Annotated in this window: 20 protein-coding genes and 2 tRNA genes; 12 read left to right on the top strand and 10 right to left on the bottom strand. The window is 70.2% G+C overall.

All coding sequences use genetic code 11. From position 1 onward, the window contains the following. Window positions 1-40 precede the first annotated feature (40 nt). Together ACFUCU_RS11980 and ACFUCU_RS11985 are read right to left on the bottom strand one after the other, a co-directional pair. Window positions 41-128 (bottom strand) — tRNA-Ser (locus ACFUCU_RS11980). A gap of 73 nt (window positions 129-201) precedes the next feature. Then, entirely contained in the window at window positions 202-2,439 is a 2,238-nt protein-coding gene (locus ACFUCU_RS11985) for a prolyl oligopeptidase family protein (protein WP_377972819.1), read from the bottom strand. Window positions 2,440-2,513: 74 nt separating this feature from the next. Between ACFUCU_RS11985 and ACFUCU_RS11990 the strand changes: the two genes are divergently transcribed. After that, on the top strand, window positions 2,514-4,517 hold the full coding sequence (locus ACFUCU_RS11990; protein ID WP_377972820.1) for an FAD/NAD(P)-binding protein: 2,004 nt from the start codon (window positions 2,514-2,516) through the stop codon (window positions 4,515-4,517). A 132-nt stretch (window positions 4,518-4,649) separates the two neighbouring features. On the opposite strand, the gene ACFUCU_RS11995 is transcribed toward ACFUCU_RS11990, so the two are convergent. Continuing rightward, complete coding sequence (locus ACFUCU_RS11995; RefSeq protein WP_377972821.1) at window positions 4,650-9,194, bottom strand: ExeM/NucH family extracellular endonuclease; 4,545 nt, start codon at window positions 9,192-9,194, stop codon at window positions 4,650-4,652. 441 nt (window positions 9,195-9,635) lie between these two features. Continuing rightward, entirely contained in the window at window positions 9,636-10,184 is a 549-nt protein-coding gene (locus ACFUCU_RS12000; protein ID WP_377972822.1) for a TspO/MBR family protein, read from the bottom strand. A gap of 592 nt (window positions 10,185-10,776) precedes the next feature. On the opposite strand from ACFUCU_RS12000, the gene ACFUCU_RS12005 reads away from it, so the two are divergent. Further along, window positions 10,777-11,463 (top strand): PAS and ANTAR domain-containing protein, encoded by a 687-nt coding sequence (locus ACFUCU_RS12005; RefSeq protein WP_377972824.1) that lies wholly within the window; start codon window positions 10,777-10,779, stop codon window positions 11,461-11,463. Here the strand turns inward: ACFUCU_RS12005 and ACFUCU_RS12010 are convergent. Continuing rightward, a complete protein-coding gene (locus tag ACFUCU_RS12010; protein ID WP_290256522.1) occupies window positions 11,399-12,112 on the bottom strand; it encodes a TetR/AcrR family transcriptional regulator C-terminal domain-containing protein in 714 nt (237 codons plus the stop codon). The two genes, ACFUCU_RS12005 and ACFUCU_RS12010, sit on opposite strands and share 65 nt — an antisense overlap. 209 nt (window positions 12,113-12,321) lie before the next feature. Between ACFUCU_RS12010 and ACFUCU_RS12015 the strand changes: the two genes are divergently transcribed. Beyond that, window positions 12,322-12,579, top strand: a complete 258-nt coding sequence (locus ACFUCU_RS12015; protein WP_290256521.1) for a hypothetical protein — start codon at window positions 12,322-12,324, stop codon at window positions 12,577-12,579. A 152-nt stretch (window positions 12,580-12,731) separates the two neighbouring features. On the opposite strand, the gene ACFUCU_RS12020 is transcribed toward ACFUCU_RS12015, so the two are convergent. Further along, on the bottom strand, window positions 12,732-13,442 hold the full coding sequence (locus ACFUCU_RS12020; RefSeq protein ID WP_377972825.1) for an EAL domain-containing protein: 711 nt from the start codon (window positions 13,440-13,442) through the stop codon (window positions 12,732-12,734). Window positions 13,443-13,686: 244 nt separating this feature from the next. Then, window positions 13,687-13,774: transfer RNA gene (locus tag ACFUCU_RS12025), tRNA-Ser, on the bottom strand. 153 nt (window positions 13,775-13,927) lie between these two features. On the opposite strand from ACFUCU_RS12025, the gene ACFUCU_RS12030 reads away from it, so the two are divergent. The 7 genes from ACFUCU_RS12030 (at window position 13,928) to ACFUCU_RS12060 (ending at window position 20,476) form a co-directional block, all read left to right on the top strand. Then, a complete protein-coding gene (locus ACFUCU_RS12030) occupies window positions 13,928-14,911 on the top strand; it encodes an NAD(P)H-quinone oxidoreductase (protein ID WP_377972826.1) in 984 nt (327 codons plus the stop codon). A gap of 131 nt (window positions 14,912-15,042) precedes the next feature. After that, window positions 15,043-15,576 carry a PadR family transcriptional regulator gene (locus ACFUCU_RS12035; protein ID WP_377972828.1) on the top strand — a complete coding sequence of 178 codons (534 nt, stop codon included), beginning with the start codon at window positions 15,043-15,045 and terminating at the stop codon, window positions 15,574-15,576. Between the two features lie 156 nt (window positions 15,577-15,732). Continuing rightward, window positions 15,733-18,024, top strand: a complete 2,292-nt coding sequence (locus ACFUCU_RS12040) for a carbon starvation CstA family protein (RefSeq protein WP_377972885.1) — start codon at window positions 15,733-15,735, stop codon at window positions 18,022-18,024. Between the two features lie 11 nt (window positions 18,025-18,035). Further along, window positions 18,036-18,227 (top strand): YbdD/YjiX family protein, encoded by a 192-nt coding sequence (locus ACFUCU_RS12045; protein WP_377972829.1) that lies wholly within the window; start codon window positions 18,036-18,038, stop codon window positions 18,225-18,227. Window positions 18,228-18,416: 189 nt separating this feature from the next. After that, a complete protein-coding gene (locus ACFUCU_RS12050; protein ID WP_377972830.1) occupies window positions 18,417-19,064 on the top strand; it encodes a bacterial proteasome activator family protein in 648 nt (215 codons plus the stop codon). 6 nt (window positions 19,065-19,070) lie between these two features. Then, window positions 19,071-19,517, top strand: coding sequence for a hypothetical protein (locus ACFUCU_RS12055; RefSeq protein WP_377972831.1), 447 nt, complete (start codon window positions 19,071-19,073; stop codon window positions 19,515-19,517). A gap of 113 nt (window positions 19,518-19,630) precedes the next feature. Next, window positions 19,631-20,476 (top strand): aldo/keto reductase, encoded by an 846-nt coding sequence (locus tag ACFUCU_RS12060; RefSeq protein WP_377972832.1) that lies wholly within the window; start codon window positions 19,631-19,633, stop codon window positions 20,474-20,476. A 159-nt stretch (window positions 20,477-20,635) separates the two neighbouring features. Here the strand turns inward: ACFUCU_RS12060 and ACFUCU_RS12065 are convergent, their stop codons facing one another. Both ACFUCU_RS12065 and ACFUCU_RS12070 read right to left on the bottom strand, forming a co-directional pair. Further along, a complete protein-coding gene (locus tag ACFUCU_RS12065; RefSeq protein ID WP_377972833.1) occupies window positions 20,636-20,833 on the bottom strand; it encodes a hypothetical protein in 198 nt (65 codons plus the stop codon). A gap of 38 nt (window positions 20,834-20,871) precedes the next feature. Beyond that, window positions 20,872-21,873 carry a hypothetical protein gene (locus ACFUCU_RS12070; protein WP_377972835.1) on the bottom strand — a complete coding sequence of 334 codons (1,002 nt, stop codon included), beginning with the start codon at window positions 21,871-21,873 and terminating at the stop codon, window positions 20,872-20,874. Between the two features lie 72 nt (window positions 21,874-21,945). On the opposite strand from ACFUCU_RS12070, the gene ACFUCU_RS12075 reads away from it, so the two are divergent. After that, complete coding sequence (locus tag ACFUCU_RS12075; protein ID WP_290256510.1) at window positions 21,946-22,419, top strand: DUF2231 domain-containing protein; 474 nt, start codon at window positions 21,946-21,948, stop codon at window positions 22,417-22,419. On the opposite strand, the gene ACFUCU_RS12080 is transcribed toward ACFUCU_RS12075, so the two are convergent. Further along, window positions 22,379-23,536 carry an MFS transporter gene (locus ACFUCU_RS12080; protein ID WP_377972837.1) on the bottom strand — a complete coding sequence of 386 codons (1,158 nt, stop codon included), beginning with the start codon at window positions 23,534-23,536 and terminating at the stop codon, window positions 22,379-22,381. The genes ACFUCU_RS12075 and ACFUCU_RS12080 overlap by 41 nt on opposite strands. 230 nt (window positions 23,537-23,766) lie before the next feature. On the opposite strand from ACFUCU_RS12080, the gene ACFUCU_RS12085 reads away from it, so the two are divergent. Next, window positions 23,767-24,870 carry a peptidase M10A and M12B matrixin and adamalysin gene (locus tag ACFUCU_RS12085; protein WP_377972838.1) on the top strand — a complete coding sequence of 368 codons (1,104 nt, stop codon included), beginning with the start codon at window positions 23,767-23,769 and terminating at the stop codon, window positions 24,868-24,870. The last annotated feature ends 36 nt before the right edge of the window (window positions 24,871-24,906 follow it).

Genomic DNA, 24,906 nt, shown 5'->3' on the forward strand with positions numbered 1-24,906 from the left:
GGGTACGCAAAAGGCCCCGGTCCAGGACCGGGGCCAAACGCGGAGACGGGGGGATTTGAACCCCCGGTGGAGTTGTGCCCCACACTTCATTAGCAGTGAAGCCCATTCGGCCGCTCTGGCACGTCTCCATCCGCTATCACTAGCCCACCAAGGATACGCAGAAGCGGCCATGCAGCGCAAAACGGTTGGCGGGCCGCCGGGTCAGGCGCCGCTGCCCGCCAGCGCCCGCCAGAGGAAGTGCTGGCTGCGGCTCTGCAACGCCGCGGCCTGCCGGTTGTCCGAGGCCCCGGCGTGCCCGCCCTCGAGCGCCTCGTGGAACCACACGTTCGGGATCCCCATCGCCTGCATCCGCGCGGCCATCTTGCGCGCCTGCACCGGCCCCACCCGGTCGTCCGAGGTGGCGGTCCAGATCAGCGTCTCCGGGTACTCAACGCCGTCCCGGAGCAGGTGGTAGGGCGAGAACGTCCGGATGAACTCCCACTGCCCGGCGTCGTCGGGGTCGCCGTACTCGCCGATCCAGGAGTACCCGGCCGAGAGTTTGCTGTACCGGCGCATGTCCAGCAGCGGCACACCGCAGGAGACGGCGCCGAAAAGCTCCGGGTACTGGGTGAGCATGTTGCCCACCAGCAGGCCGCCGTTGGAGCCGCCCACGCAGCCCAGCCGTTCCCGCGAGGTCACGCCGCGGGAGATCAGGTCTCTGGCCACCGCGGCGAAGTCCTCGTAGGCGCGGTGCCGGTTTTCCTGCAGCGCGGCGCGGTGCCAGGCGGGCCCGTATTCGCCGCCGCCGCGGATGTTGGCCACCACGTAGACGCCGCCGCGGCTGTGCGGGGCGCCGCCGTCGGCCCCGGCCATCTCCTCGGTCCGGCGTTCCAGCCAGGCACGGCCCACCACGCCGCTGTAGGCGGGGGTGCGGGAGACCTCGAATCCGCCGTAGCCGGAAAGCTGGGTGGGGTTCTGGCCGTCGAGAACCAGGCCGCGCGCCGCGATCTGGAAGTAGGGCACGCGGGTCCCGTCCTGGGAAACGGCGAAGTGCTGCTGCACCTCGTACGCGTCCTCCTCGAAGAACGACGGCGCGGTGCGCACCACCTCGTGGTTGCTGACCACCCCGTCGACGCCGGCGCGGGTGAGCGTGCCGCGGGTGAGGGTGGTGGGCGTGGTGAAGCCGGTAGCCACCAGCCAGAAGTCGTTGCCCCCGGCGGCACCGGAGCCCCCGGAACCGTCCGCGCCCTCGGCGGTGTCCTCGTCGTCGACGGCGTAGGCGTTCACGTCGTGCAGCGGCGGGCAGGCGTCCAGGACCTTGACCGCCCAGGCCGAGTCGGTGCCGGGCCGCTGCGGGTCCAGCACCCGGATCTCGGAGGACACGTCGCGCAGCAGGTTCAGCAGCAGGAAGTCCCGGGTCCAGCTCCAGGACTGCAGCGAGGTGTGCTCATCCGGGGTGAACAGCACGGCCAGCTCGCGGCCGCCGGCCAGGAAGGACTCGAAGTTCACCGCCAGCAGGGAGCCCGCGGGGTAGCTGGTGCCCTCCAGGGTCCAGTCCTTCTGCGGCCGGAACAGCAGCCAGTCCCGGTGCGAGCTGACGTTCACGTCCGCGGGCACATCGATCTCCACCCACTGCCCGTCCACCAGCACCGAGGTGCGGGTCTCGAAGAAGCTGACCCAGTCCACGGCGAAGGTCCGCTCGTAGCCGGGCGTCGAATCGTGCACCACCAGGGCCATCATGTGCTCTTCGGGGATCTCGAACAGCGTCTCGGCGTCGGCCAGGGTCCCGCCGCGGCGCAGCACGACGCCGGTACGGGCGTAGGAGGACGTGGTCCGCGGCAGCCCCCCGGCGGTGCTGGAGACCAGCAGCGTGTCCTCGTTTAGCCAGGACGCGTTGCCCTTGGCGGTGGGCAGGTCGAAGCCGCCCTCGGCCGGGTCAACGAAGGCGCGGCGTTCGACGTCGAACTCGCGGTACCGGTTGGCGTCGCCGCCGTCGGGGGAGAGTGCCAGCAGCGCCCGGCGGTGCTCGCCGCCGTCGGCCGGACGGAGGAAGTTGGCTCCGTGGAAGACCCATTCCTGGCCCTCCTCGGCGGCCAGGGCGTCAACGTCCAGCAGGACCTCCCACGCGGGCGATCCCGCCCGGTAGCTGTCCCAGTCGGTGCGCCGCCACAGGCCCTTGGGGTTGGTGCCGTCCTTCCAGAAGTTGTAGTACCAGCGGCCGTGCTTGCCGACCATGGCGATCCGGTCGGTGGAGTCCAGGACTTCCAGGATGCGCTCCTGCAGTTCCGCGTACTCCGCGTCCTCCAGCAGTTCCTCGGTGCGGGCGTTCTGCTCGCGGACCCAGGCCAGCTGTTCCTCGCCGTAGATCTCCTCCAGCCAGATGTTCTCGTCAACGGGTCCGGGCGCGGATCCCGGGGCGGCACCGGACACGGGGAATTGCTCAGCAGCAGTGGTGGTCATGGGCCCATCCAAGCAACTGCCTCGCCGGGCAGGCAAGTCAAGCCGCCGGGCCCGATGCCGATACTCTGGATGCCGTGGCACTAACGCAAAGCATCCGGACGGCACTGATCGGCGCCGGTCCCCGGGGCACCAGCGTGCTGGAACGGTTGCTCGCCAACTGGGCGCCCGCGGCCCCCGGCGCCACCCTGCAGATCGACGTTATCGACCCCTACCCGGCCGGCCCGGGGCACGTTTGGCGGCCGGAGCAGTCGCGGCTCTACCTGATGAACACCCAGTCGTTCTACCCCACCGTGGTGCCCCAGGATCCCGGTCTCGCGCCCCCGCTGGCCGGCGGGACCTTCGAGCAGTGGCGGCAACGCCAGCGCCAGGACCCCCACGCGGCGCTCAGCGGCGCCGAACGCGAAGAACTCGCCGCCCTGGAGGCCACCGGATTCCCCAGCCGCGCGCTGTATGGGCGCTATCTGCGGCACACCCTCGAGGAGCTGGTCGCTGCGGCGCCCGAAGGCGTCACTGTTACCTTCCACCGGACGTCCGCGACGGCGGTCCGCCCCGTCACAGGTGAGGACGACGCCGGCAGCGGGTTCGACGTCGAGCTCGCGGACGGGACCACGCTGAGGGTCGGGTCGGTGGTGCTGGCCCTGGGCCACCTGGAATCCCGGCTGAACCCCGAACAGCGCGGGCTGCAGGCGGCCGCCGGTGAGCTCGGCCTGACCTACCTTCCGCCGGCCGTCCCGGCCGACGTCGACTGGTCCGCCATCCCGGCCGTGCAGCCGGTGCTGGTGCGCGGCATGGGGCTGAACTTCTTCGACGTGATGGGCCAGCTGACCGAGGGCCGGGGCGGGACGTTCCTGCCCGCGGACGACGGCGCCGGGCTCACCTACCTGCCCTCGGGCCGGGAACCGTTCATCATCGCTGCGTCCCGCCGGGGCACCCCATACCGGGCCAAGGCCACCCTCTCCGGCTACTACCCGGCCTCGGTCAGCCTGCGGTACCTCACGGAGGAGGCGGTGGGCCGCTTCGCCGCCGCCGGCGTGGTGCCCGCCTTCGACCACGACCTATGGCCGCTGCTGCACCGCGACGCAGTCTGGGCCTACTACTCCACCCTGGCGCGCTCGCAGCCGGACGCCGTCGGCCCCGGCCCGGAACGGTTCCTGGCCCTGCTGGAGGAGGCGCTGCACCCGCACGCGCACTCCACCGCCAAGTGGGAGGATGCCGCCACCGAAGTCATCGAGGCGCACGTGGACCCCGCCTGCCGGCTGGACCTGCTGGGCCTGGCCGCGCCACTGGCCGGGCGCAGCTTCGCCTCCCGGGCGGAGCTGGACGCGGCCGTGACGGACTACCTGCTCGACGACGCCCGGCGCTCCGCCCTGGGCGAGGACGACCCGGTGAAAATGACCATTGGCGCACTGCACCATGGACGCGCCGTGTTGAAGTCCGTGGTGGCCGACGGCGGCATCACCGACGAGTCCTGGGTGGCCGGGCTGCGCGGCTGGTTCGAGGCCTTCGTGGAGGGCCTGGCCAGCGGCCCGCCCGCCCTGCGCGCTGAGCAGCTCGCGGCGCTGGTCCGCGCCGGTGTGGTCAGCTTTGTCGGCCCCGACCCGAAATTCGGGGTGGACCGCAAGGCCGGCGTGTTCACGGCCGCCTCCCCCTGGGTGGGTGGCCCGGGAGAGACTCCGGGGTCAGCCACGGGCATCGCGCCGGCGGAGACCCCTGCCCGGGTCGAGGCATCCGTCCTGGTGGAGGCCCTGGCCCCGGCGAACCGGGTGGGCGTCAACGCCTCGCCCCTGCTCGAACAGCTGCTGGCCGACGGCCTGGTCCGGCCGCGCCTGACCATGACCGCCGAGGGCATCCCGCAGCAGAGCACCGGCCTGGACGTCGTCCCGCACCCGTACCGCCCGGTGGCCGCGAACGGCGCCGTGACGGAGGGGATCTACGTCCTCGGGCTGCAACTCTCCGCCGCGCAGTGGGGCACCGCAATCGCCGCGGAGGCCCGGCAAGCGCAGGGCCCGGTCTACCGCAGCGGGCAACGGACCCTGCGCGACGCCGACGAGATCGCCCGGGACATCCTCGGCGGCTGAGCCCGGTCAACCAGAACAGGCATAAACGAGAACAGGCACGCCCCGACCCCCGGGCCGGCCGGCGGACCCACCGCACTGGTGGTCCTCCGTTCCGGACGGGGCGGGGCGTGCCCGTTCCCGCCTGTCAGGGCATCAGCCCCGCAGGCACTTCTGGTACTTCACCCAGGCGATGCCGTACTTGACCCAGCCGGCCAGGTCGTACCACTTGGTCGGCGGCACCGGGGCGGTGCAGACCGGGGCCGGCGGGGCGCTCGCGGCCACCTGCACCGCGGTCTTAACGAGGGTGCCGGACTCGACGGCCGTGAGCACCAGGGTGCCGGTGCCCGCTGCCGCGGCCGCGGGCACCGCGAGGTTGACCGAGGCGGCGCCCGCCGAAACCGGGACGGTGCCCAGCGCGGTGACCTTCCCGGCCGCGTCGGTGAACTCGGCCCGCAGCGAGGTGTTGGCCGGGCTGCCGAGCGAGGTGAGGTCCAGCTTCGAGACCGCCAGGGTGATGGCCCCGCCGCCCTTGACCTCGGCCGCGGTGGTGTTGACCACGGCCACGGAACGGCGTGCGAAGTCCGGCGAGACGGGGTTGTGGGCCTTCAGGTAGGCGATCCACGCGTCCCGGTCCACCAGCCCGGAGTCCTTGGTGCCGGCGCCGGACGTGAAGATCCGGAAGTTGTCGCCGCCGGTGGCCAGGAAGCTGAACGTGCCGATCCGGTACGACTTCGCCGGGTCGATCAGCGCACCGTTGACCTGGATCGCGGTGATCCGGTCACCCGCGGCGCGGGCGGCGTCGTAGGTGTAGTTGACGTTCTTGGACAGGCCCAGCTGCTGGTAGGCGCGGCTGGGGACCGTGCCGTCCGGGTTGGTCTGCCACTGCTGCTCCAGCAGCGTCTTGAACTGCGCGCCCGTCAGGGTCGTGGTCCAGAGGTTGTTCACGAACGGCAGGACCGCGTTGGCCTCGGCGTAGGTGATGGTGCCGTCCGGGGCGTAGTACAGCTCGTTGCGCAGGCCGCCCGGGTTCACGACGCCGATCTCGGCTCCGCCCAGCTCGGGGGTCTTCAGTGCGTCCACCAGCGAGTCCGCCACGAGGTTGCCCAGGGTGGACTCGCTGCTGCGGTCATCGCGGACGGCGGGGGTGCCGCCGAACGCGGTGGTGATATCCGCGGTGACCTTGCCGACCGGCTGGTTGCCGATCACGGCGGCGTCCGCGCCGGCCTTGTCAACGATGGCCTTGACCGCGGCGACGCGCGGGTAGGCGGCGATCAGGTCAGCCGCCGGATCCGTGCTGCGCTTGACGTTGGCCGCCTTGTAACCGGTGACGGACATGGTCTTGGTGTCGATGGTGAGCTGGATCTGGCCGATGAACTCGCCGTAGTTACCGGTCTGGACGATCGGGCGGGTCTTGCCGGTCGGCTGGCCCGCTCCGTCCAGGACCGGTGCGTCCCAGGCGTACTGCTTGTGGGTGTGGCCGTTGAAGATCGCGGCCACGTCGGGGCTGACCTTCTGGACCATCGCCGCGAACGGGCCGCCGGCGGCGACTTCCTGCTCCAGGGTGGCGCCTTCGGGCGCTCCGGACCCGGCGCCGTCGTGGTTTTCGACCACGATCACGTCGGCCAGCTTGTCCGCCTTGATCTTCGCGGCGGCCCGGTTGATCGCCTCGACCGGATCGCCGAACTCGAGGTCCGCGATGCCGGCGGGGGTGACCAGTGCCGGGACTTCCTGCGTGACGGTGCCGATCACGGCCACCTTGATGCCGTTCAGCTCCAGCACGGTGTACTCGGGCAGCACCGGCTCGGTGGTGCCCTTCTTGTAGACGTTGGCACCCAGGTACGGGAACTTGGCGTTCGCGCCGCCGGCGATCACGCGGTCACGCAGGTCGGCCCAGCCGCCGTCGAATTCGTGGTTGCCCACGGCCGAGGTGCGCAGTTCCAGGGTGTTGAGCACGTCGATGGTCGGCTGGTCCTTGGCCACCGCGGAGGCGAACAGGGAGGCGCCGATGTTGTCGCCGGCGGAGAGGAACGCGGTGGCGCCGGGGGCGGCGGCAGCGCGGAGCTTCTCGATGGTGCCGGCGAACTGCACGGTGTTGGAGTCGATCCGGCCGTGGAAGTCGTTGATTCCCAACAAGTTGAGGTCAACGCTGGCCGGGAGGGCAGGGCCGGCCTTCAGGTCCAGGCCCACCACCACGGGGTCGTGGTCGCTGGCGCGGAACTGGTCCGGGGCGTAGTAGTCGGTGACGTTGTTGTTGTAGCGGCTGTACTCCAGCGCCACGGATTCCACCGAGTTGATGTTCCAGATGTCCGCGCCGGTGACGGCCGCGTTGGCCGCCGGGGAGGCGAGGATGTGGTCCAGGGAGCCCACCAGTCCGCCGAAGAGGTAGGAGTGCTTGGCGGAGCCGTCGGCGTTCCTGGCCTTCTCGTCCTGGTTGACGTACCCGGCGCCCGTGAGGACGTTGATCGGGTCTTCCTCGGCGTAGGAGTTGAAGTCGCCGATCAGGAAGACCTTGTCCGTGCCCTTGGACTTCTGCAGCTCGTCGGCGAAGGCCAGCAGGGACTGCGCCTGGGCGGTGCGGGCGAGGTTGGAGTTGCCCTGGCCCTTGTCCGTGTCGTCCGGGGTCGCGGCCGAGCCCTTGGACTTGAAGTGGTTGGCGATCGCGATGAACTTCTTGTCGTCGGCGGCCCCGGCCGGCTTGAAGACCTGGGCCAGCGGCTTGCGGGCGCTGGCGAAGGCCACGGTGTCGTTGAGGATGATGGACTCGCCCACCGGTTCGGCGGCGGCTTTTTTGTAGATGAACGCGGTGCGGATCATGTCCTCGTCGGACAGCGGGGGCGCGTTGGCGGGGGTGCGGACGTAGTCCCAGATGCCGGGGGTGACCACGTTCAGGGCGTCCACCAGGGTGGACAGGGCGGCGTCGCGGCTCTTGCCGAACTGGGCCGAGTTCTCAACCTCCATCAGGGTGACGACGTCGGCGCCGGACTTGGTGATCGCGGCAACGATCTTGTCCTGCTGGCGCTTGAAGTTCTCCGCGTTGGCGGCGCCGCGGACGTTGCAGCCGCCCTGGACGGTGATCGGGTTGCCGGCGCGGTCCTTGTAGAACGTGCAGCCGGACACCTGGTCCCCGGTGGTGGGGAAGTAGTTCAGCACGTTGAAGGAGGCGAGCTTGAGGCTGCCGCCTACGGCCGCGGGGGCATCGGCGCGGGTGACGCCGAAGCGGGCCGGCTGGACAGTGGCGGCGTTCGCCGGGGTCAGCTGGGTCAGCGGCTGGAACTTCCAGGCGTTGTTGGCGTAGCCCAGGACCACGTTGGTCGTGAACGTCACGGGGGAGCCGACGCGGACCGGGTCTGTGCCGGTCAGGTAGGGCAGCGGCTGCGCCTTGGCGGCGGCGTCCTTGAGGAAGTTGGTGGTGGCGCCGTCGTCGAGCTTGATGCCGCGTTCCGCGTTGGCCGCCACCGTGGCGGTGTACTCGGCGGAGCCGTAGGGTGCGACGGCGGTGGGCTGCTCGAGCGGGGTGGTGCCCCCGGCCAGGCCGATCTCGCCGTACTGGTTCAGCGAGAAGTTGTCCGCCACCGTGACGGGGCCCTGCGGGGTCAGGAGCATGCCTTCGAGGGATTCGCGGAACGCCTCGCTGGCAGGAAGGCTGAAGCCGGTGGCCTTGACCTCCGGGGCGGCCTCGGCCAGCGCGGCGATCCCGGTGGTGCCGGTGACGTTGAGCTGGGTCATGCCGTAGTACTCGGCGACCTCGCCGGTCACCTCGAGGTAGTCGCCGATCTTCACGGAGGCGACGGCGGCGGGTGCATAGACGAAGATGCCGTCGGAGGTGGTGTGGTTGGCCGGGGTCAGGTCACCGCCGGTGCCGGGAGTCTGCAGGTAGAAGCCGGAGATTCCGCCGGTGGGGTAGGCCGCGGTGACCTTGCCCCGGGTGGTGGCAGTGGTGCCGGTGAACGGGCTGGCTGCGCCGGTGCCCTGGATCTCGGCGATGGTGCGGTTTACCGGGGGAGTGCCCGGGGCCGGGTCGACGGGAGCGGCGGTGCCGTTGGCCGCGCCGGGGGTGATGACGGTGTTGAGGCCAAAGTCCGTCGCGTTGTTGTTGCTGTCCACACCGTTGGGGCGGTTAAGGCTGCGGACGTCGCCGGTGCCCGACGGGGCGGCCGCGGCCTGGGTCTCGAAGGTGTTCGAGCTGCCGTAGCCGAGGATGTCTGCGACGTTGGCGGGCTCGATAACCGAGCCGGTACCCAGCGGATTCAGGGCCGCCGGCTGCTTGGCAAGGATGATGGTGCCCCCGCCGACGGCGGGGTTGAACCCGGTGGCCGTGGCGTCCGCCGCGGGCAGGTCCTGGCCGGTGGCGCCGTTGCTTCCGGCCTTGAGCAGGTAGAACCCCTTGGCCGCGATAGTGCCGGTGAGCGGCGCCGTCGAGCTGGGCGCCCCGGTGCCGGTCGCGGAGCGGTACTGGATGGACCAGCCCTCCAGGGATACGGGTGCGTCAGAGGAGTTGTACAGCTCCACGAACTTGTTCTTGAAGGCGGCTCCGGCGCTGCCGCCGCTGAGGTACGCCTCGTTGATGGTCACCGGCGATGTTCCGGCGGCTGCCGGCGAGACCTCCAGTGCTGCGGCCGGAACGGCTGTCAGCGGGGCGGCGATGAGCCCCGCTGACAGCGCGGTGCCCAGCGCTGTCTTCCATGGTGTGATTTTCATTCGCTCTGACTCTCATGAAGGTGCCCGGGTAAGGGCTGGGTGCGATGTCCGGGGTTGTGGCCCCGCGGACGGGCCGGGCTGCTCCTGGTCAAGCAGGTCCCGGCACAGCAAAACAGGGATGAATGAACACGGAGTGAATGACGTGAACATTCGGCGGGGCGTTCCCCAGCGAAACGCCCAGCAGCCGGCGCGGAAACCCCACCAAAGGGTGCCTCCGGCGACGGGTGGTGGTTGGTATTACGGTGCGCCCCGGCCTTTCCCCTGGCCCGGACACCCCAAAAGAGTACCGACCACGTTCCGCCGAATCAGCGGGTGGCCGGTGCTGGTTAACGCAATTTTTCCAAAAGATTTACTTAGGGTTGGGGTGCCGGGGCGCGCCGAGGGACCGGCGCTCGCGGTGTGGCGGTCCGGGTTCGGGGGTGTGGTGTAGCTGGGGAAGGGTCAGTGCCGGCCGGGGTTCAGGCGGGCGATCGCGGCGGACAGGACCGTGGCGAAGCCGCACCAGAGCGGGTAAGGGACCAGGGCGACGCCGGCGGTGCGGTTGAGCGCGTAAGTGCGTCGGGCGAGATCCGCGCTGCTGAGCGCCAGTACCCCGGCCTCGGCCGCGGCCAGCCAAGGCTTCCGGGAGCGCCAGAAGAGCCAGCTCCACCCGGCGTTCAGTGCGAGGTTGGCGGCCAGGGCGGCGCGGTAGGCGCGGATTGCCTTCTGCCGCTCCACGGCTGTGGGTGCGCCGGACGTCCGGGCCGCGCCCGCCGTGGCCTCGTTGCCGTGCGCGCCGGCCGGGCCGTCGCTGTCGAGGGCGACGGCGGAGGTCACCGCGATGTCGGCGTAGAGCGCGGTCCAGACGATCGGGAACGCCAGGGTGGGAGGCTGCCACTCGGGCTTCCGGAGCGTCGTGTACCAGCGGCTTTCCGGGTCCGTGGCCAGCCCGCCCAGGGCGGCAGTTGCGGCGGTGGCGGCGGCGGTCCACACCAGGGTGAGCGCTTTCATTGCGGTTCCTCGTTCCGTTGCTGGCGGCGTGGGACCAGACTAACGCCGCCGCGACGGCGGTCAAAGGGAGGGGGCGGGACGACCGGCGTGGCCCCGGCCGGCTCTCCCGCAGCTCCGGGCGGTACCGCCGTCGGGAGCTCAAAGATCCGTTTTAAACCCTTGGGCTGGGCGGTCCATTTTGTTATGGTGTGAGAGGTCATGCAGGCGGCCGCTACCCAATGACGGGAGGGTCTGCCTGATGCGCCTAAACTCGCCGCGGGCCGCCGTCGTCCGCCCCTCTTTCGCCAGCGTCAGGTGCCGTCACGGCCCCTGACCCCTCACTGGAATTCCCCGGACCTGCCGCGCCGTCCGCCCGGCGTCGGGCGTGTTTCGGATATGGGTGCGCCCCGATGCTATTGGGGGATGCATCGGGGCGCTGGTCGAAAGCATATCCCGGGGCGCATTGCAAGTCAAATGACCCGCCGAAGGCCGGTGGAGGAGAGCGGAGTGTGGCCCGCAGTTATTGGGGGCGGGCCACACACCCTCCCCGGGCAGGCTGTCGCGCCGGCTGCGCATTGCGGATTCGCGGCATGCGACGAGAAGGAGGAAGGCTATGACCGAAACTCCCGGCCCCGCCTATGCCAGCGGGGTGAACGCCTCGATTCTGCCGGCCGGATCCTTTGTGATGGACGGGGCCACCCGGTGCATGGCCTGGTCCGATGAGCTGTACGCCATCCACGGCTACAAGCGCGGCGAGGTTGTGCCCACCTTGGCCCTGACCTTGGCACACAAGCACCCGGGGGACCTGCCCCGGATCGAGGCGATCAGCGCCGAACTCTTCGCGCACGGCGGCCACGTGGCCATCTACCACCGCATCATCGACGCCCGATCCCACGAACACCGGGTCCTGACGGCCGGGGAGGCCGTGCTCGACGACGCCGGACGGCTGGCCAGCGTCTCGGGCGTCATGCTGGACCTCACGTCCACCATCCAGTGGGAGACCGAACTTACCGCGCGCGACGCCGTGCGCCGCGCCATGGCGACCAGGGGGACCATCGCCAAGGCGGAGGGAATCCTGATGGGCCGGCTGGGCGTCGGTTCCGACGAGGCGTTCAGGCTGCTCACGTCCTTCAGCAACAACCGGAACGTCAAACTTGCCGGGGTTGCCCAGGCGCTGGTGGCCCTGGCGGACAATTCGGCCGAGGCGCCGGCGCTCGGGGCGATGATCGACGAGCTCAGGCGGCGGGCGTCGGCTCCTGTGGCGAGAGGCGGGCGGCCAGGCCCGACAGCAGGATCGTGAGGCCCTCGTCCAGTTCCGCCTTGCCGTCGTAGTCGATCAGCACGTCAGCCAGGGCCCGGAGGTGGGTGAACTCCCGCGCCGGAAGCTGGTGAAGGCCCAGCCGTAGCAGCGCCTCACTTTCCTCCGGATCCACCACGAACTCCTGCAGCTCGTTGAGGATGTGGCCGTAGAGGTAGCCGTAATATGCGCGGTAGACGTGCAGGGCATCGCTCGCGGCAAAACCGGCCCTCACCAGCAGGGACAGGATCAATTCCAGCGGCCGGAGCGTGCCCGGCGGGCGAAGACCCAGCGGGGTGGACAGCGGCCGGGTCACCAGCAGGGGCACCACATTGGGGTGGCGCAGTGCTACGTCGCGGAGGCTGTGGGCGATGCGCCGCAGGTGCAACTGCCAGTCCTCCGTCTCGGGGACTGCCTCCAGCTCGTCGAATACCAGCTCGGTCACCCCGTCCAGCAGGGCCGCCCGGTTCTCCGCGTAGCGGTACAGGCTCATGGGGTCGCGGCCCAACGCGTGGCCCAGGCGCCGCATGGTGAGGGCGTCCAGACCCTCCTCGTCCACCAGCCGGAGGGCCGTGGTGAGGACCAGTTCCCGGCTCAGCCTCGGCTTAGGGGCGGAGGTCGACGGCGGGGCGGTATGTTCCGCGGGGGTCATGGCGATCCGATCGAGAGGAGCGGGAAGCCGGGGGCCACATCGGTCCCCGGTGCTTAACCCGGCAGGCTTGCTTCGACCCCAGTCTACGCGTACCGTCTACAGTGTAGAGAGGTTGACGCCTTTCACCCGGGCGCCCCGTGCACGGCGGCCCGGTTCAGCCGCTGCAGCCCTCGGCGGCACCACAGCACCCCAGCGGAAATGAGCCAACAATGGCAGATTCGCAGTTTGACCAGTTCCTCCTCGAAGCAACCACTTCTGACAACGCCGCAACGGTCGGCATTGGCCGCGACTGCCTTTACGGCGTCTACACCAGCTGGTGCTTCCTGACCCAGTCCGTTCCGAAGCCCGAAGACGCCTTCTGGGCGGCGATGAAGCAGAAACGCATTCGTCCCGGCCGAACGCCGCTCCGCATCAAGGGCCCGGCAGCCGCGGACTACATCATGTCCACCTACCCCGGGCTGATCTAAGGCACCAGCTGCCCGATCGAGCAGACGGTAGAGACAGAGCAGTAGAAGAAGAGGGCCGCGGGTCCGGCCGAATGGCCGGGCCCGCGGCCCTCTTTCGCGCGTACCGGCCGGTCCGCCGACGGGCGGTATCGCCCTACGGCGCTCCGGTCCACTTATGCGACGGCGGGAACTCCCTGCAGTTCGCGGACTGCGGGCAGTTCCTCGAAGGCGGGCTTGGCGAACCAGTATCCCTGGAAGAGGCGGATGCCGGCCGCCTTCAGCATCAGGTATTCGGCCTCCGTTTCGATGCCTTCGGCCAATACGGTGATGTCGAGTTTCGCGGCGATGGCGACGATCCCGTCCACCACGGCCTGCCGTGCCGGGCTGGTGTCCACGTCGCGTAGCAGCTTCATGTCGATCTTGAGCAGATCCGGCTGGAAGTCCACCAGCAGGCCCAGGCCTGCATGCCCGGCGCCGAAGTCGTCGATGGCGGTGGTGAAGCCGTGCTTGCGGTATTCGGTGATGATGTTCTGCAGGTGCGCGGTGTCGGCGACCTCTTCGTTCTCCGTGAACTCGAACATGATGGCCGACGTCGGGAAGTTGTTCCGCCGGGCCGCGGACAGGGTGGCGCGTAGGCAGGCGGCCGGCTCGTACACGGCGTTCGGCATGAAGTTGATTGAGAGCATCAGGGAATCGTCCGCCGGGAACAGGCGGGAGGCGAGCTCGATGGCCTTGACCCGGCAGTCCTGGTCAAAGCGGTACTTCTGTTCGGGGGAGACCCGGGACAGGACCGAGTAGGCGCCCTCGCCGGCGAGCCCGCGCACCAGTGCCTCGTAGCCCCATACCCGGCCGGCGACGGCGTCGTAAATGGGCTGAAAAGCCATGCTGAAATCGAAGTCGAGTTTCGAGGCAGTGCTGCAGCCGTCGCAGGTCATAGGGGCGTCCTTTCGTGGTTTAGGTCCACCGTAGGTCCAGCGCCCGCGCTCGCCCCGAAACCGGCCGTCCGCATTTTTCCGTGTCGGAGACGTCCAAACACGCCCCAACCCGGCCCCGGTACGGGAAAGGCCGGTGCCCGCAGCCTCTCAGCTGCGGCCACCGGCCTCTTGGCGCGCCCTAGGGCGCATCCCGCGGAAGGTAAGAGATTCGAACTCTTGGTACGGGGTTACCGCACACTGGTTTTCAAGACCAGCTCCTTCGGCCGCTCGGACAACCTTCCCTCCCGCGTAGTCTTTCATAGTCGGCGGACGGCCACAAAAGTCCTGATGGTCGTCGCCGGTGTCCCCGCCGCGTCCTAGGCTGGGGGAAGCGCACGTACGGCTGGCCGTGGCTGGCGGGCAGGCAAGACATCGGTGAAGAAGCGGAGAACTCCATGAAGGCTGTCTATATCTCAGAGCCCGGCGGACCGGAGGTCCTGGAGGTACGGGAGGTACCCGCGCCGGTGCCCGGCCCCGGTGAGGTCCTCATCGACGTCGTGGCCGCCGGGCTGAACCGGGCGGATGTCCAGCAGCGCCGCGGGTTCTACCCGCCGCCCCCGGGTGCCTCGGAGATTCCCGGGCTGGAGGTCTCGGGCCGGATCGCGGGCTTCGGCCACGGTGTCACCAAGCCCTTCTCCCAGGGCGACAAGGTGGTGGCGTTGCTGGCAGGCGGCGGCTACGCCGAGCAGGTCGCCGTGCCGGCCGGCCAGGTGCTGCGCGTCCCCGACGGCGTCGACCTGGTCACCGCCGCGTCCCTGCCCGAGGTAGCGGCCACCGTGTACTCCAACCTCGTCATGACCGCCCAGCTACGCGCCGGCGAGACCGTCCTTATTCACGGCGCCACCGGCGGCATCGGAACCATGGCCATCCAGATGGCCAAGGCGCTCGGGGCGCACGTGGCCACCACCGCCGGCAACGACGAGAAGGTGGGAACCGCCAAGGCCTTCTTGGGCGCGGACATCGCGATCAACTATGCCGAGGAGGACTTCCCGGCGAGCCTCAAGGCGCAGAACGGCGGCCACGGGGCGGACGTGATCCTCGACGTCGTCGGGGCCAAGTACCTCGCGAAGAACATCGAGGCGCTGGCGGACTACGGCCGACTGGTGGTGATCGGGCTCCAGGGCGGCACCACCGCGGAACTGGACCTGGGGCAGTTGCTGCGCAAGCGCGCCGCGATCATCGCAACCTCGCTGCGGCCCCGGCCGGTGGAGGAAAAGACCATCATCATGGACGCGGTCCGCGACGCCGTATGGCCGCTCCTGGTGGACGGGCAGATCCGGACGCTGGTAGCCAAGACCTTCCCGCTGGACCAGGTCCGGGAGGCCCACCGCTACTTCGACTCCGGCGAACACATGGGCAAGATCCTGCTGGTCATGTGAGCGGAAACATGCCGTTCCGGGCATAGCAAGGCACGCGGCGGCGGGCGAATCACGATACTGTAATTCCATGCACGGTATACACGCGTCTTGGGGCGCGTGTATCCCGTCGCCCTGCTAGCGTCGGATACACCATGTCTATCCGCCACAGCCTGCTCGCGCTGCTGCAGGACCGCCCCCGCTACGGCTACCAGCTGCGGACGGAATTCCACGAACGCACCGGCTCCGCCTGGCCGCTGAACATCGGGCAGGTCTACACCACCCTCGACCGCCTCGAACGCGACGGCATGATCTCCCGGGACGGCGACGACGGCGCCGGCCACATTCTCTACAGCCTCACTCCGGCGGGCGCCGATGAGGTACGGACCTGGCTGCGGACCCCGGTGGGGCGCAGCAACCCGCCGCGGAACGAGCTGGCCATCAAACTCGCCCTCGCCCTGACGCTCCCGGGAGCCGACGTCGGCGGAATCATCCAGACCCAGCGGGCCGTGTCCATCCGGGCGCTCCAGGACTACACGAGAGCCCGCCGCGACGCGGCCGCTCAACCGCGGCTTGCTGACACCGCCCGCCTGCTGGTGCTCGACTCCCTGATCTTCCAGACGGAGGCCGAGGTGCGCTGGCTGGACCTGTGCGAGGCCCGCCTGATGCAGCTCACCGGCCCCGCCTGATCCGCCGTTGGGCGCGGCGTCTTTACCGTCCGGCGATCGGTACGGCGCGGCGTCGCTGCCGGGACCCGTGAGGTGCGCCACGTTGGTAAGGTGCCATGGGGCAGGTCTGACCATTGGCCTGTCCGATGGGTTTCTCAAGGAGGAGACATGGGCACCATGCCAGCTGGCAGGCCACAGACCGCTGATCCCGAGGACGGCATCACGCCGGTGCCGGGGCTACCACCGACGGCCGTCGACGAGACCGTCCGCGAGGCGGAAGAACGAAAGTGGACCCCGGGGAAGATTGCCCTCTGGGCCGCCATCGCCCTGCTGGGCGGCGTCGCCTGGTTCATGCTGGCGATCATCCGCGGCGAGACGGTCAACGCGATCTGGTTCGTGTTCGCCTCCGTCTGCACCTACCTGATCGGGTACCGCTTCTACTCGAAGGTCATCGAGCGGTACATCGCCAGGCCCAATGACCGCCGCGCCACCCCGGCCGAATACAAGGCCGACGGCAAGGATTACGTCCGCACGGACCGCAATGTCCTCTTTGGCCACCACTTCGCCGCCATCGCCGGCGCCGGCCCGCTCGTCGGCCCGGTCATCGCCGCACAGATGGGCTACCTGCCCGGCACCATCTGGATCATCATCGGCGTCGTCCTCGCCGGCGCCGTCCAGGACTATCTGGTCCTCTTCTTCTCCATGCGCCGCGGCGGCCGGTCCCTCGGCCAGATGGCCCGCGAGGAACTCGGCGTCATCGGCGGCACCGCCGCCTTGATCGCCACGCTGCTGATCATGATCATCATCGTCGCGATCCTGGCGCTCGTCGTCGTCAACGCCCTCGGCGAGAGCCCCTGGGGTGTCTTCTCCGTCGGCATGACCATCCCGATCGCCCTGTTCATGGGCGTCTACCTGCGCTACCTCCGGCCCGGCAAGGTCATGGAAGTCTCCATCATCGGCTTCGTGCTCCTGATGGCCGCCATCATCGGCGGCGGCGCCGTCGCCGGCACCGAATGGGGCGCGGCGTTCTTCCACCTGGACAAGGTCACCATCGCCTGGGGCCTGATCATCTACGGCTTCATCGCCGCGATCCTGCCCGTGTGGCTGCTGCTGGCCCCTCGTGACTACCTCTCCACGTTCATGAAGATCGGCGTGATCTTGATGCTGGCCCTGGCCATCATCGTGGTCCGGCCCGAAATCACCGTCCCGGCCTTCAGCGAATTCGCCTCCCGCGACAACGGCCCGGTCTTCTCCGGCGCCGTGTTCCCGTTCCTGTTCGTCACCATCGCCTGCGGTGCCCTCTCCGGCTTCCACGCCCTGATCTCCTCCGGCACCACGCCCAAGCTGATCGAGAAGGAACGCCAGACCCGCCTGATCGGCTACGGCGGCATGCTGATGGAATCCTTCGTCGCGATCATGGCGCTGGTTGCGGCCATCTCGATCGACCGCGGCATCTACTTCGCGATGAACGCCCCGACAGCGCTGACCGGCGGCACCGTGGAAACGGCCGCGCAGTGGGTCAACAGCCTGGGCCTGGCCGGGGTCAACATCACCCCCGACGTGCTCGCCCAGACCGCCAAAGACGTGGGGGAGCAAAGCATCATCTCCCGCTCCGGCGGCGCCCCGACGCTGGCCGTCGGCCTGGCCCACATCATGCAGCAGTTCATCGGCGGCACCGCCATGATGGCGTTCTGGTACCACTTCGCCATCATGTTTGAGGCGCTGTTCATCCTCACCGCCGTCGACGCCGGTACCCGCGTGGCCCGCTTCATGCTGCAGGACTCGATCGGCAACTTCGTCCCCAAGTTCAAGGACCACTCCTGGCGGCCGGGTGCCTGGCTGACCACCGCTGTCATGGTGCTGGCCTGGGGCGCCGTGCTGCTGATGGGCGTCACCGATCCGCTGGGCGGCATCAACACGCTGTTCCCGCTGTTCGGCATCGCCAACCAGCTGCTCGCCGCGATCGCCCTCGCCGTGGTGCTGGCCATTGTCGCCAAGCGCGGGACGTTCAAGTACCTCTGGATCGTGGCACTCCCGCTGGCCTTCGCGGCCGTCGTGACCATCACCGCCAGCTTCTACAAGATCTTCTCCCCGGTGCCGGCGGTGGGCTACTTCGCCCAGAACGCGGCGTTCGCCAAGGCCCTGGCCGACGGCAAGACCTCCTTCGGGACGGCGAAGACGACGGCGGCCATGGAAGCGGTGGTCCGCAACACCATGATCCAGGGCTGGCTTTCGGTGATCTTCGTGGTGCTGAGCATCATCGTCATCATCACCGCCGTGATCGCCGCCGTGAAGGCCTACCGCAACGCCGCCAAGGGCATCGCCAACGTCGAGTACGAAGACCCCGCGCAGCCGTCGCGCGTCTTCGCCCCGGCGGGCGTCTTCCCCACCCCGGCAGAGCGGGAACTGCAGGCCGAGTGGGACAAGCTGCCCGCCGACCGGCGGCTCGAACACTCCGCGCGGCACTGACGGAGCCGGCCATGAATGCGCTCCTCACGGGCCTGCGCGGCTTCGCCGGCTACTTCAGCGGGGTCCTCGGGGCCGACGCGTACCGGAAATACCTGGAACACCACCGGGAATCCGGGCACGCCGGGCCCCCGCTCACGGAGCGGGAATTCTGGCGGGACCACACGGACCGCCAGGACACCAACCCGCAGGGCCGGTGCTGCTAGGCCCAGGCCTGATCCACGACGGCGCCGCCGGGGAACCCCGTGTTCCCCGGCGGCGCTTTTGCGTGTCCGGGCGTCGTCCCGGCGCATCTTCCGGCATCTTCCGGCGGCGGGCGGCTGTGGGCGAACGCGTGACGTGCCCCGGCGTCATGAAGCCCTACCGAGTCCGGATCCGCGTGAGAGTATGAAGCCATGAGCGAGCCGACCGACGCGCAGCCCGGCGAGGACACCCCCGTGGAGGGCATCGCCACCCCCGCGGGCACACCCGAAACAACTCTGCCGGACGGGGCGTCCGGCAGCCAGACCCCCGAGACGGCCGCACCCGGCCGGCCGCGGGGCAGCCACGTCCAGGACCTGGTGGACGAACCGGCGAAGGTCATGCGGATCGGGACCATGCTGAAGCAGCTGCTGGACGAGGTGAAGTCCGCCCCGCTGGACGACGCCGCGCGGGTCAGGCTCGCCGAAATCCACGAACGCTCCATCCGCGAACTCGAGGATGGACTCGCCCCCGAGCTGGTCCAGGAACTCGAACGCATCCACTTGCCCTTCGGCGAGAACGGCACACCCTCCGACGCGGAGCTGCGTATCGCCCAGGCCCAGCTGGTCGGCTGGCTGGAGGGGCTCTTCCACGGGATCCAGACGGCCATCGCCGCCCAGCACGCCGCCCGCGAACACGCCGCCGCGCAGATGCAGCTGCGCCAGCTGCCGCCCGGCACCATGATCGCCCCCGGCGTCATCATCGGCGAGAACGGCGAACCGCAGCGGGCAGCGGAGCCGCGGCCCGGCGCGGACCCGGCCCAGCCCGCCGACCCGGACCACGGCCCGGGCCAGTACCTCTAGGGCGCCATGGGATTCTTCAGCGCCGCACGGCAGGGCCGCAAGGACGACTCCGAACTCGGCAAGGGCCTCTGGCGGCGCGCCCACGACCGCTTCGTCCGCGGCCTGGACCGCTACCACCAGGTCCTGGAAGGCGTCGAGGACGAGGCGCTCTACGGCGAACTCGTCGAGATCGCCAACGAACTCTCAGACCTGGCCGTCCGGGTCCGCGCGGTCTGCACGGAGGCCCAGCGCCGCTCGCCCAGCGAGGGCCTGGACATTCCGGGAAACCTCGCCGCGGTGCACCGGGCACTGTCGACGGCGGGGAACTCGCTGGCCATGACGGCGGAGGCGGCCGCAATGCTGCGCCTGGCGGTGGGCCCGGTCCCGGTGGGCGCGGCGTCGGTGCGCCGGCGTGCCGAGAACGTCGTCGAACACGTCGAGGACGCCGAACGGCAGCTCGCCGCCGCCTCCTGAGACGCCCAGGCTGCCACGCCTCGGCAGGGTGTGCGGATATTCCGGGTTAAGCGGCTAGCTTACCGGTGCCCGGAAGGCTGGTTTCCGGGCCGCGGGCTTGGCAGGATATAACAATGACTTCTTCACCTGAACTGACTTTCAATGACGGCAACATCATCCCTCAGCTCGGTTACGGCGTGTGGCAGGTCGAGGACGACGTCGCGGAAAAGGTCGTAGGCCAGGCTTTCGAGGCCGGCTTCCGCCACATCGACACCGCCAAGATCTACGGAAACGAGGCCGGCGTCGGCCGCGCGATCGCCAGCTCCGGCCTGAAGCCGGAGGAAATCTTCATCACCACCAAGCTGTGGAACTCGGACCAGGGCTACGAATCCACCCTGAAGGCGTTCGAGGAATCCATGGAGCGCCTGGGCCTGGAAACCCTGGACCTGTACCTGATCCACTGGATGCAGCCCAAGCAGCAGAAGTACGTGGACACCTGGAAGGCGCTCATCGAGCTCCAGAAGCAGGGCCGCGTGAAGTCGATCGGCGTCTCCAACTTCTCCAAGGAAGGCCTGCAGGAACTTATCGACGCGACCGGCGTCGTCCCGGCCATCCACCAGATCGAGCTGCACCCGTTCTTCAACCAGGCTGACCTGCGCGAGTTCGGTGCCGCCAACGGCATGCTCACCCAGGCCTGGTCGCCGCTGGGCCAGGGCGGAGAGCTGCTGGAGAGCGCTGTCATCAAGGAGATAGCCGCCAAGCACGATGCCACCCCGGCCCAGGTGGTCATCGCCTGGCACTTGGCTATCGGCAACGTCGTGATCCCCAAGTCCGTCACCGAGTCCCGGATCCGCGAGAACTACGCGGCCCTGGACGTCACCCTGGACGAGACCGACATCCAGGCCATCAACGGCCTGGACCGCACCGCCGAGGGTGCCGGCCGGATCGGCCCCGACCCGGCCGTGTCCGACTTCGCCTAAGCCGCGGAGCCGGCGGACCTCACCGCCTCGCAAGGCCCCTGCAGGCGTGACCATGTCACGTCTGCAGGGGCCTTTGCCGTGTCCGGTGCGCCGTGCCTCCTGCGCTGCTGATCGGCCGGCGCCTGAGCGGCGGGCTCGGCCGGCGCCCGAGCGGCGGGTTTAAGCGGCGGCGCGGGCCTCCGTTGGGCGCAGGACGTCGATGACCGCCCAGCCGTCCTCGTCCCGGACCTGGCGGCAGGCGAAACGCTCGGCGGACGCGGCGTCGTCAAAGGACTCGATGCGGATCCGTCCGCAATCGCCGTCCAGATAGGTAACTTCCCAGTATTCGGCTGCTGTTGATGCCTGTTGCTGTTCCATGGAATTAAGTCTGCAACCGGCCTCTGACACTCACGCCGTTAGCCAGCCGGTGTGTCGCCCAACCGCAGGAGGCGCTCACGGGCCAGGTCCTCCCGCCGGCGGTCCCGGTCCGCGGCACGGCCGGCCTGGCGGGCCGCCGTGAGCGCGGACTCCCGTTGCCTTCTGGCCTCCCGCAGGCGTTCTTCCGCCGCCGCGAGTTCCTTGGCCAGCCGCGTCACCTCAGCGGCCAAGGCCTCTGCCTGCTCGGTCGCCTCCTTCTGGGCCGCGGCCGTGCGGTGTTCCTCCCCGCGGCTGCTGCGGGCAGCCCTGGACGCCTCCTCCAGCGCGGCCCGGGCACGCTCCAGCGCGCTGGGTCCGGGTGGCCGCCGTTGTCCCACCGCGCGCAACCGGGGTTCAGTCCGTTCCTCGGCCCCGGCCTTTGCCCCGGCGCCCTCCGCCTTTTTCCCGGCAGGCTGGGGCCCCTTCGCTGCTCCCTCCGGGCCGGCTTTCAGCCCGGTCACGGGACCGGGCGCCCCGGGAACGGCCACGGCGCCGTCGAGGTCCACCACGTCGACGCCGTCCGCGCTCAGGGCGCGCAACAGCCGTCCGCTGCACACCGCGTCGGCCGCGCCCCGGTCCGCCGTCGCCGCCCGCAGCGTCTCCTCGATTTCCGTCGCGATGGCGCCACTGATGGCGCGGCCCTGCTGGGCGGCGGCCTCCCGTGCGGCGTCGACGGCGGCCGCCAGCTGGGTCCGGCGCTCCCGTCCCAGGCTGCGCAGCGCGGCGGCGTCGAGGCTGTCCTGCGCCCGGCGCATCGCGGTCCCCAGCTCCGCCAGGCCGGCGAGCAGCTCGGGCCGCCGGCGTGCCAGCATGTTCACCGCCCAGGCGCTGGCCGAGGGCTTGGGCAGCGTCCGGACCTCCGCCGCCAGGGCCCGGGTCTCCGGGGTGGGCGCCGACGCAGCCAGCAGCTCCTTCGCGGCCTCGGCCCGCGCCGGGACAAACCCGTCGAACGCCGTGCCGTAGAGCCGCGCCGCGATGCCCGCCAGCTCGTCCGTTGACATGCAAGAATCATAGAAGCTCCGGCCCGATCGCCGGGGGCGCGCAGCGCACGTTCACCGTAGGAGAGCCCCCACGTGATTGAGATTGCCGGCCTGCCGGCCCACATCCTCCTTGTCCACGCCGTCGTCGTCCTCGGCCCCATCGCCGGCGTCGCTGCGATCGTGTACGCCGTCGCTCCGCGCTGGCGGCGGCTCCTCGCCTGGCCGCTGGCCGTGCTCTCGCTGTTGCTGGTGCCGGTGTCCCTGGTGACCGCGCAGGCCGGCGAGCAGCTGGAGAAGGCCCGGCCTGCGACCAAGTTGATCCGCGAACACGCCGAACAGGGCGATGTGTTGAAGTACGTCTCGGTGATCTTCTTCGTGTTCGTCGCCGCGATGATCGTGGTCAGCTACGAACCGATCGGCCGCCGCTTCGCGTTCCTGGGCAGCCTGCGGGAAAACCGCACGGTCCGGATCATCCTCCTCGTCGCGGGTGCCTTGGCCGGCGTGTTCTTCATCTACCAGACCATCGTCACCGGTCACTCGGGCGCGGTGTCCGTCTGGTCCCGCTGACCGCCGCCAGCAACAGCACCAGCGCCACGGCCTGGAGCGCGGCGACGGTCGCCACCAGCGCCGGGCGGAACGGATAGAGCGCTCCGTACAGCGCCCCGCCCGCCAGCGCACCGGCCCCCTCGAAGGCGGCAAACACCCCGTACGCCGAACCCTGCCGCGCCGCGGGGACGATGTCTGCGACCAGCGCCTTGACCGTGGAGTCCTGGATCCCGGTCGCGGCGCCCCAGACCGCCACGCCCGCCAGCGCCGGCCCGGCGGCAGGCGAAAGGGCCAGGACGGGTACCAACGCGACGAGCACGGGCAGCACCAGCAGCACCGCCCCGCCGGCGCGGTCGTAGAGGTATCCGCTGGCCAGCGCGCCGAGCGCCGCGGCGCCCATGGCGGCGGCGTAGAGCAACGGCACCACGGCCACCGGGACATTGACTGCCGTGCTGAGGTGGAAGGAAATCACGCCGAACGCCACCAGCCCGGCGCTCCAGAAGAAGGCGCCCACGGCGAAGCGCAGGAAGACCGGGGAGAACAACGACGGCGCCGCCGCGCCGCCGGGGCCGGCCCCCGGGCCGGGTACACGCCGGCGGAGCCAGACCAGGAGCGCCAGGGCCACCCCTGCGGGGACGGCCAGGACCGCGAACGCGGCCTGCAGGAGACCCGTCGCGGCCAAAACCGCGGCGACCAGCACCGGACCCAGCAAGGCCCCGACCAAATCCAGGGCCTTATGGGCGGCGAACCCCCGCCCGCGGCCCACGTCCGCCGCTGCGGCCGCCAGCAGCACCGTCTTGGCCGGACTCCGGACGGCCTTGCCCACCCGGTCCGCGATGATGAGCGCCGAGGCCGCGGCCAGCCCCGCCGCTCCCAGGCCCGGGGTCACCGCCAGCAGCGGCACGCTCACCACGGTCATGGCATACCCGGCCACGGTGAAGCTCCAGTACCGCCGGGTGCGGTCCGCCCAGGGACCGAACATCACCCGTAGTCCCTGCGCCGCCGCCTCCGCGCCGCCGGTGACCAGCCCCACCACCAGCGCCGTCGCACCGAGCTGGCCGAGCAGGGGTCCGGCGAGGGAACGGGCGCCGTCGGACACCAGATCGGTGATCAGGCTGACCAGGCCGAAGGCCGCCACGGTGCCCCAGGCGCGGTTCCCCCGGTGTGCGCGGCTGCCTCCCGGTGCCCGGTTCCCCGGCCTCGGATGTTTCCCGCGTGCGACGGCCGATTGAGGGGCCGGCGGCTCCGGTGCTGAGCCTTCCATGGCATCAGAATCGCCCACCGGGAGCCCTGCTACAAGGCCTTCCGGGCGGCGCGGCCGGCCTTACAGGTGCCGGGCCGCGGACGATGGTGAGAGTATGAGCAACGATGACTGAACCCGAGAACCACTTTCCGCGGCCCGGCCACGATGCCGGCCCGCCGCGCGTCGCAGCCTGGCAGCTCGAGGAGATGACCGGCGGCCCGGACGGGGCCACTCCCTGGTGGGCGGACCAGGAGGCGCCCGCACCGCGGGAGTCCCTGGGACGGCGGAGCTCCCGGGCGGCGGGCCGGGTACTGGGGCTGCTGTTTCGGACCGTCGCGGTGGTCAGTGCCGCCGTCCTGATCGCCGCCGGCGCGTTGTACCTGCACGGTGACCTGTCGCCGTCCGGACTGTTGGGGCGGTTCCTTCCCGGACCGGCGGGGCAGCCGCTGCCGAAGGCCGGCGCCACACAGGGGGCCGCCCAGCCGCCCGCCGTTCCGGGAGCCGGAGCCGCTGACGGCGCGGCTCCGGCGCCGCGGGCCGTGACGGACCACCCCCCGGGAGGCCTGGAGGAAAACGCGTCCCCGCTGGGTTCTCCGGCCCCGCTTGCGCGCACGTCGCCGTCGTATGCTTTCCTGCACACCGGGAGCGACGGCAAGCCCTACACCTACGACCCGTGCCGGCCGATCCACTACGTCACCCGCGCCGCAAACTCTCCCGCGGACGGGCCGGTGCTGATCCGGGAGGCCGTGGCCGCCGTCTCCCGCGCCACCGGGCTGGTTTTCATCGACGACGGCGCCACCTCCGAGGCGCCCGCGGCCGAGCACAAGTCCTACCAGCCGGAGCGTTACGGGAACCGCTGGGCCCCGGTGCTGATCGCCTGGGAGACGACGGCGGAGGAACCGCGGTTCACGAACAAGGCCGTCGGCACGAACGTCATGGGCCTGGGCGGCAGCGAGGCCGTCAGCATCGGCAACTCGGGCTTCACGTATGTCAGCGGCCAGCTGGAACTGAACGGCCCGGCGATGCAGGCCATGATCGGCCGCGAGGGTCCGGCACAGGCCCGCGGCGTGATCGAACACGAACTCGGCCACGTTGTGGGGCTGGACCATGTGCAGGACCCCTCGCAGCTGATGAACCCTACCGACTCGATCGGCGTGACCACCTACCAAACCGGTGACCTCACGGGTCTGTCGATGCTCGGCCAGGGTCCCTGCCGGCCGGAGATCTAGGCGGTGCAGCGCTCTTACTGAAGACGCCCAGCGCCG

The sequence above is a fragment of the Arthrobacter sp. NPDC057259 genome (genome assembly GCF_042668995.1).
Classification (GTDB): Bacteria; Actinomycetota; Actinomycetes; order Actinomycetales; family Micrococcaceae; genus Arthrobacter.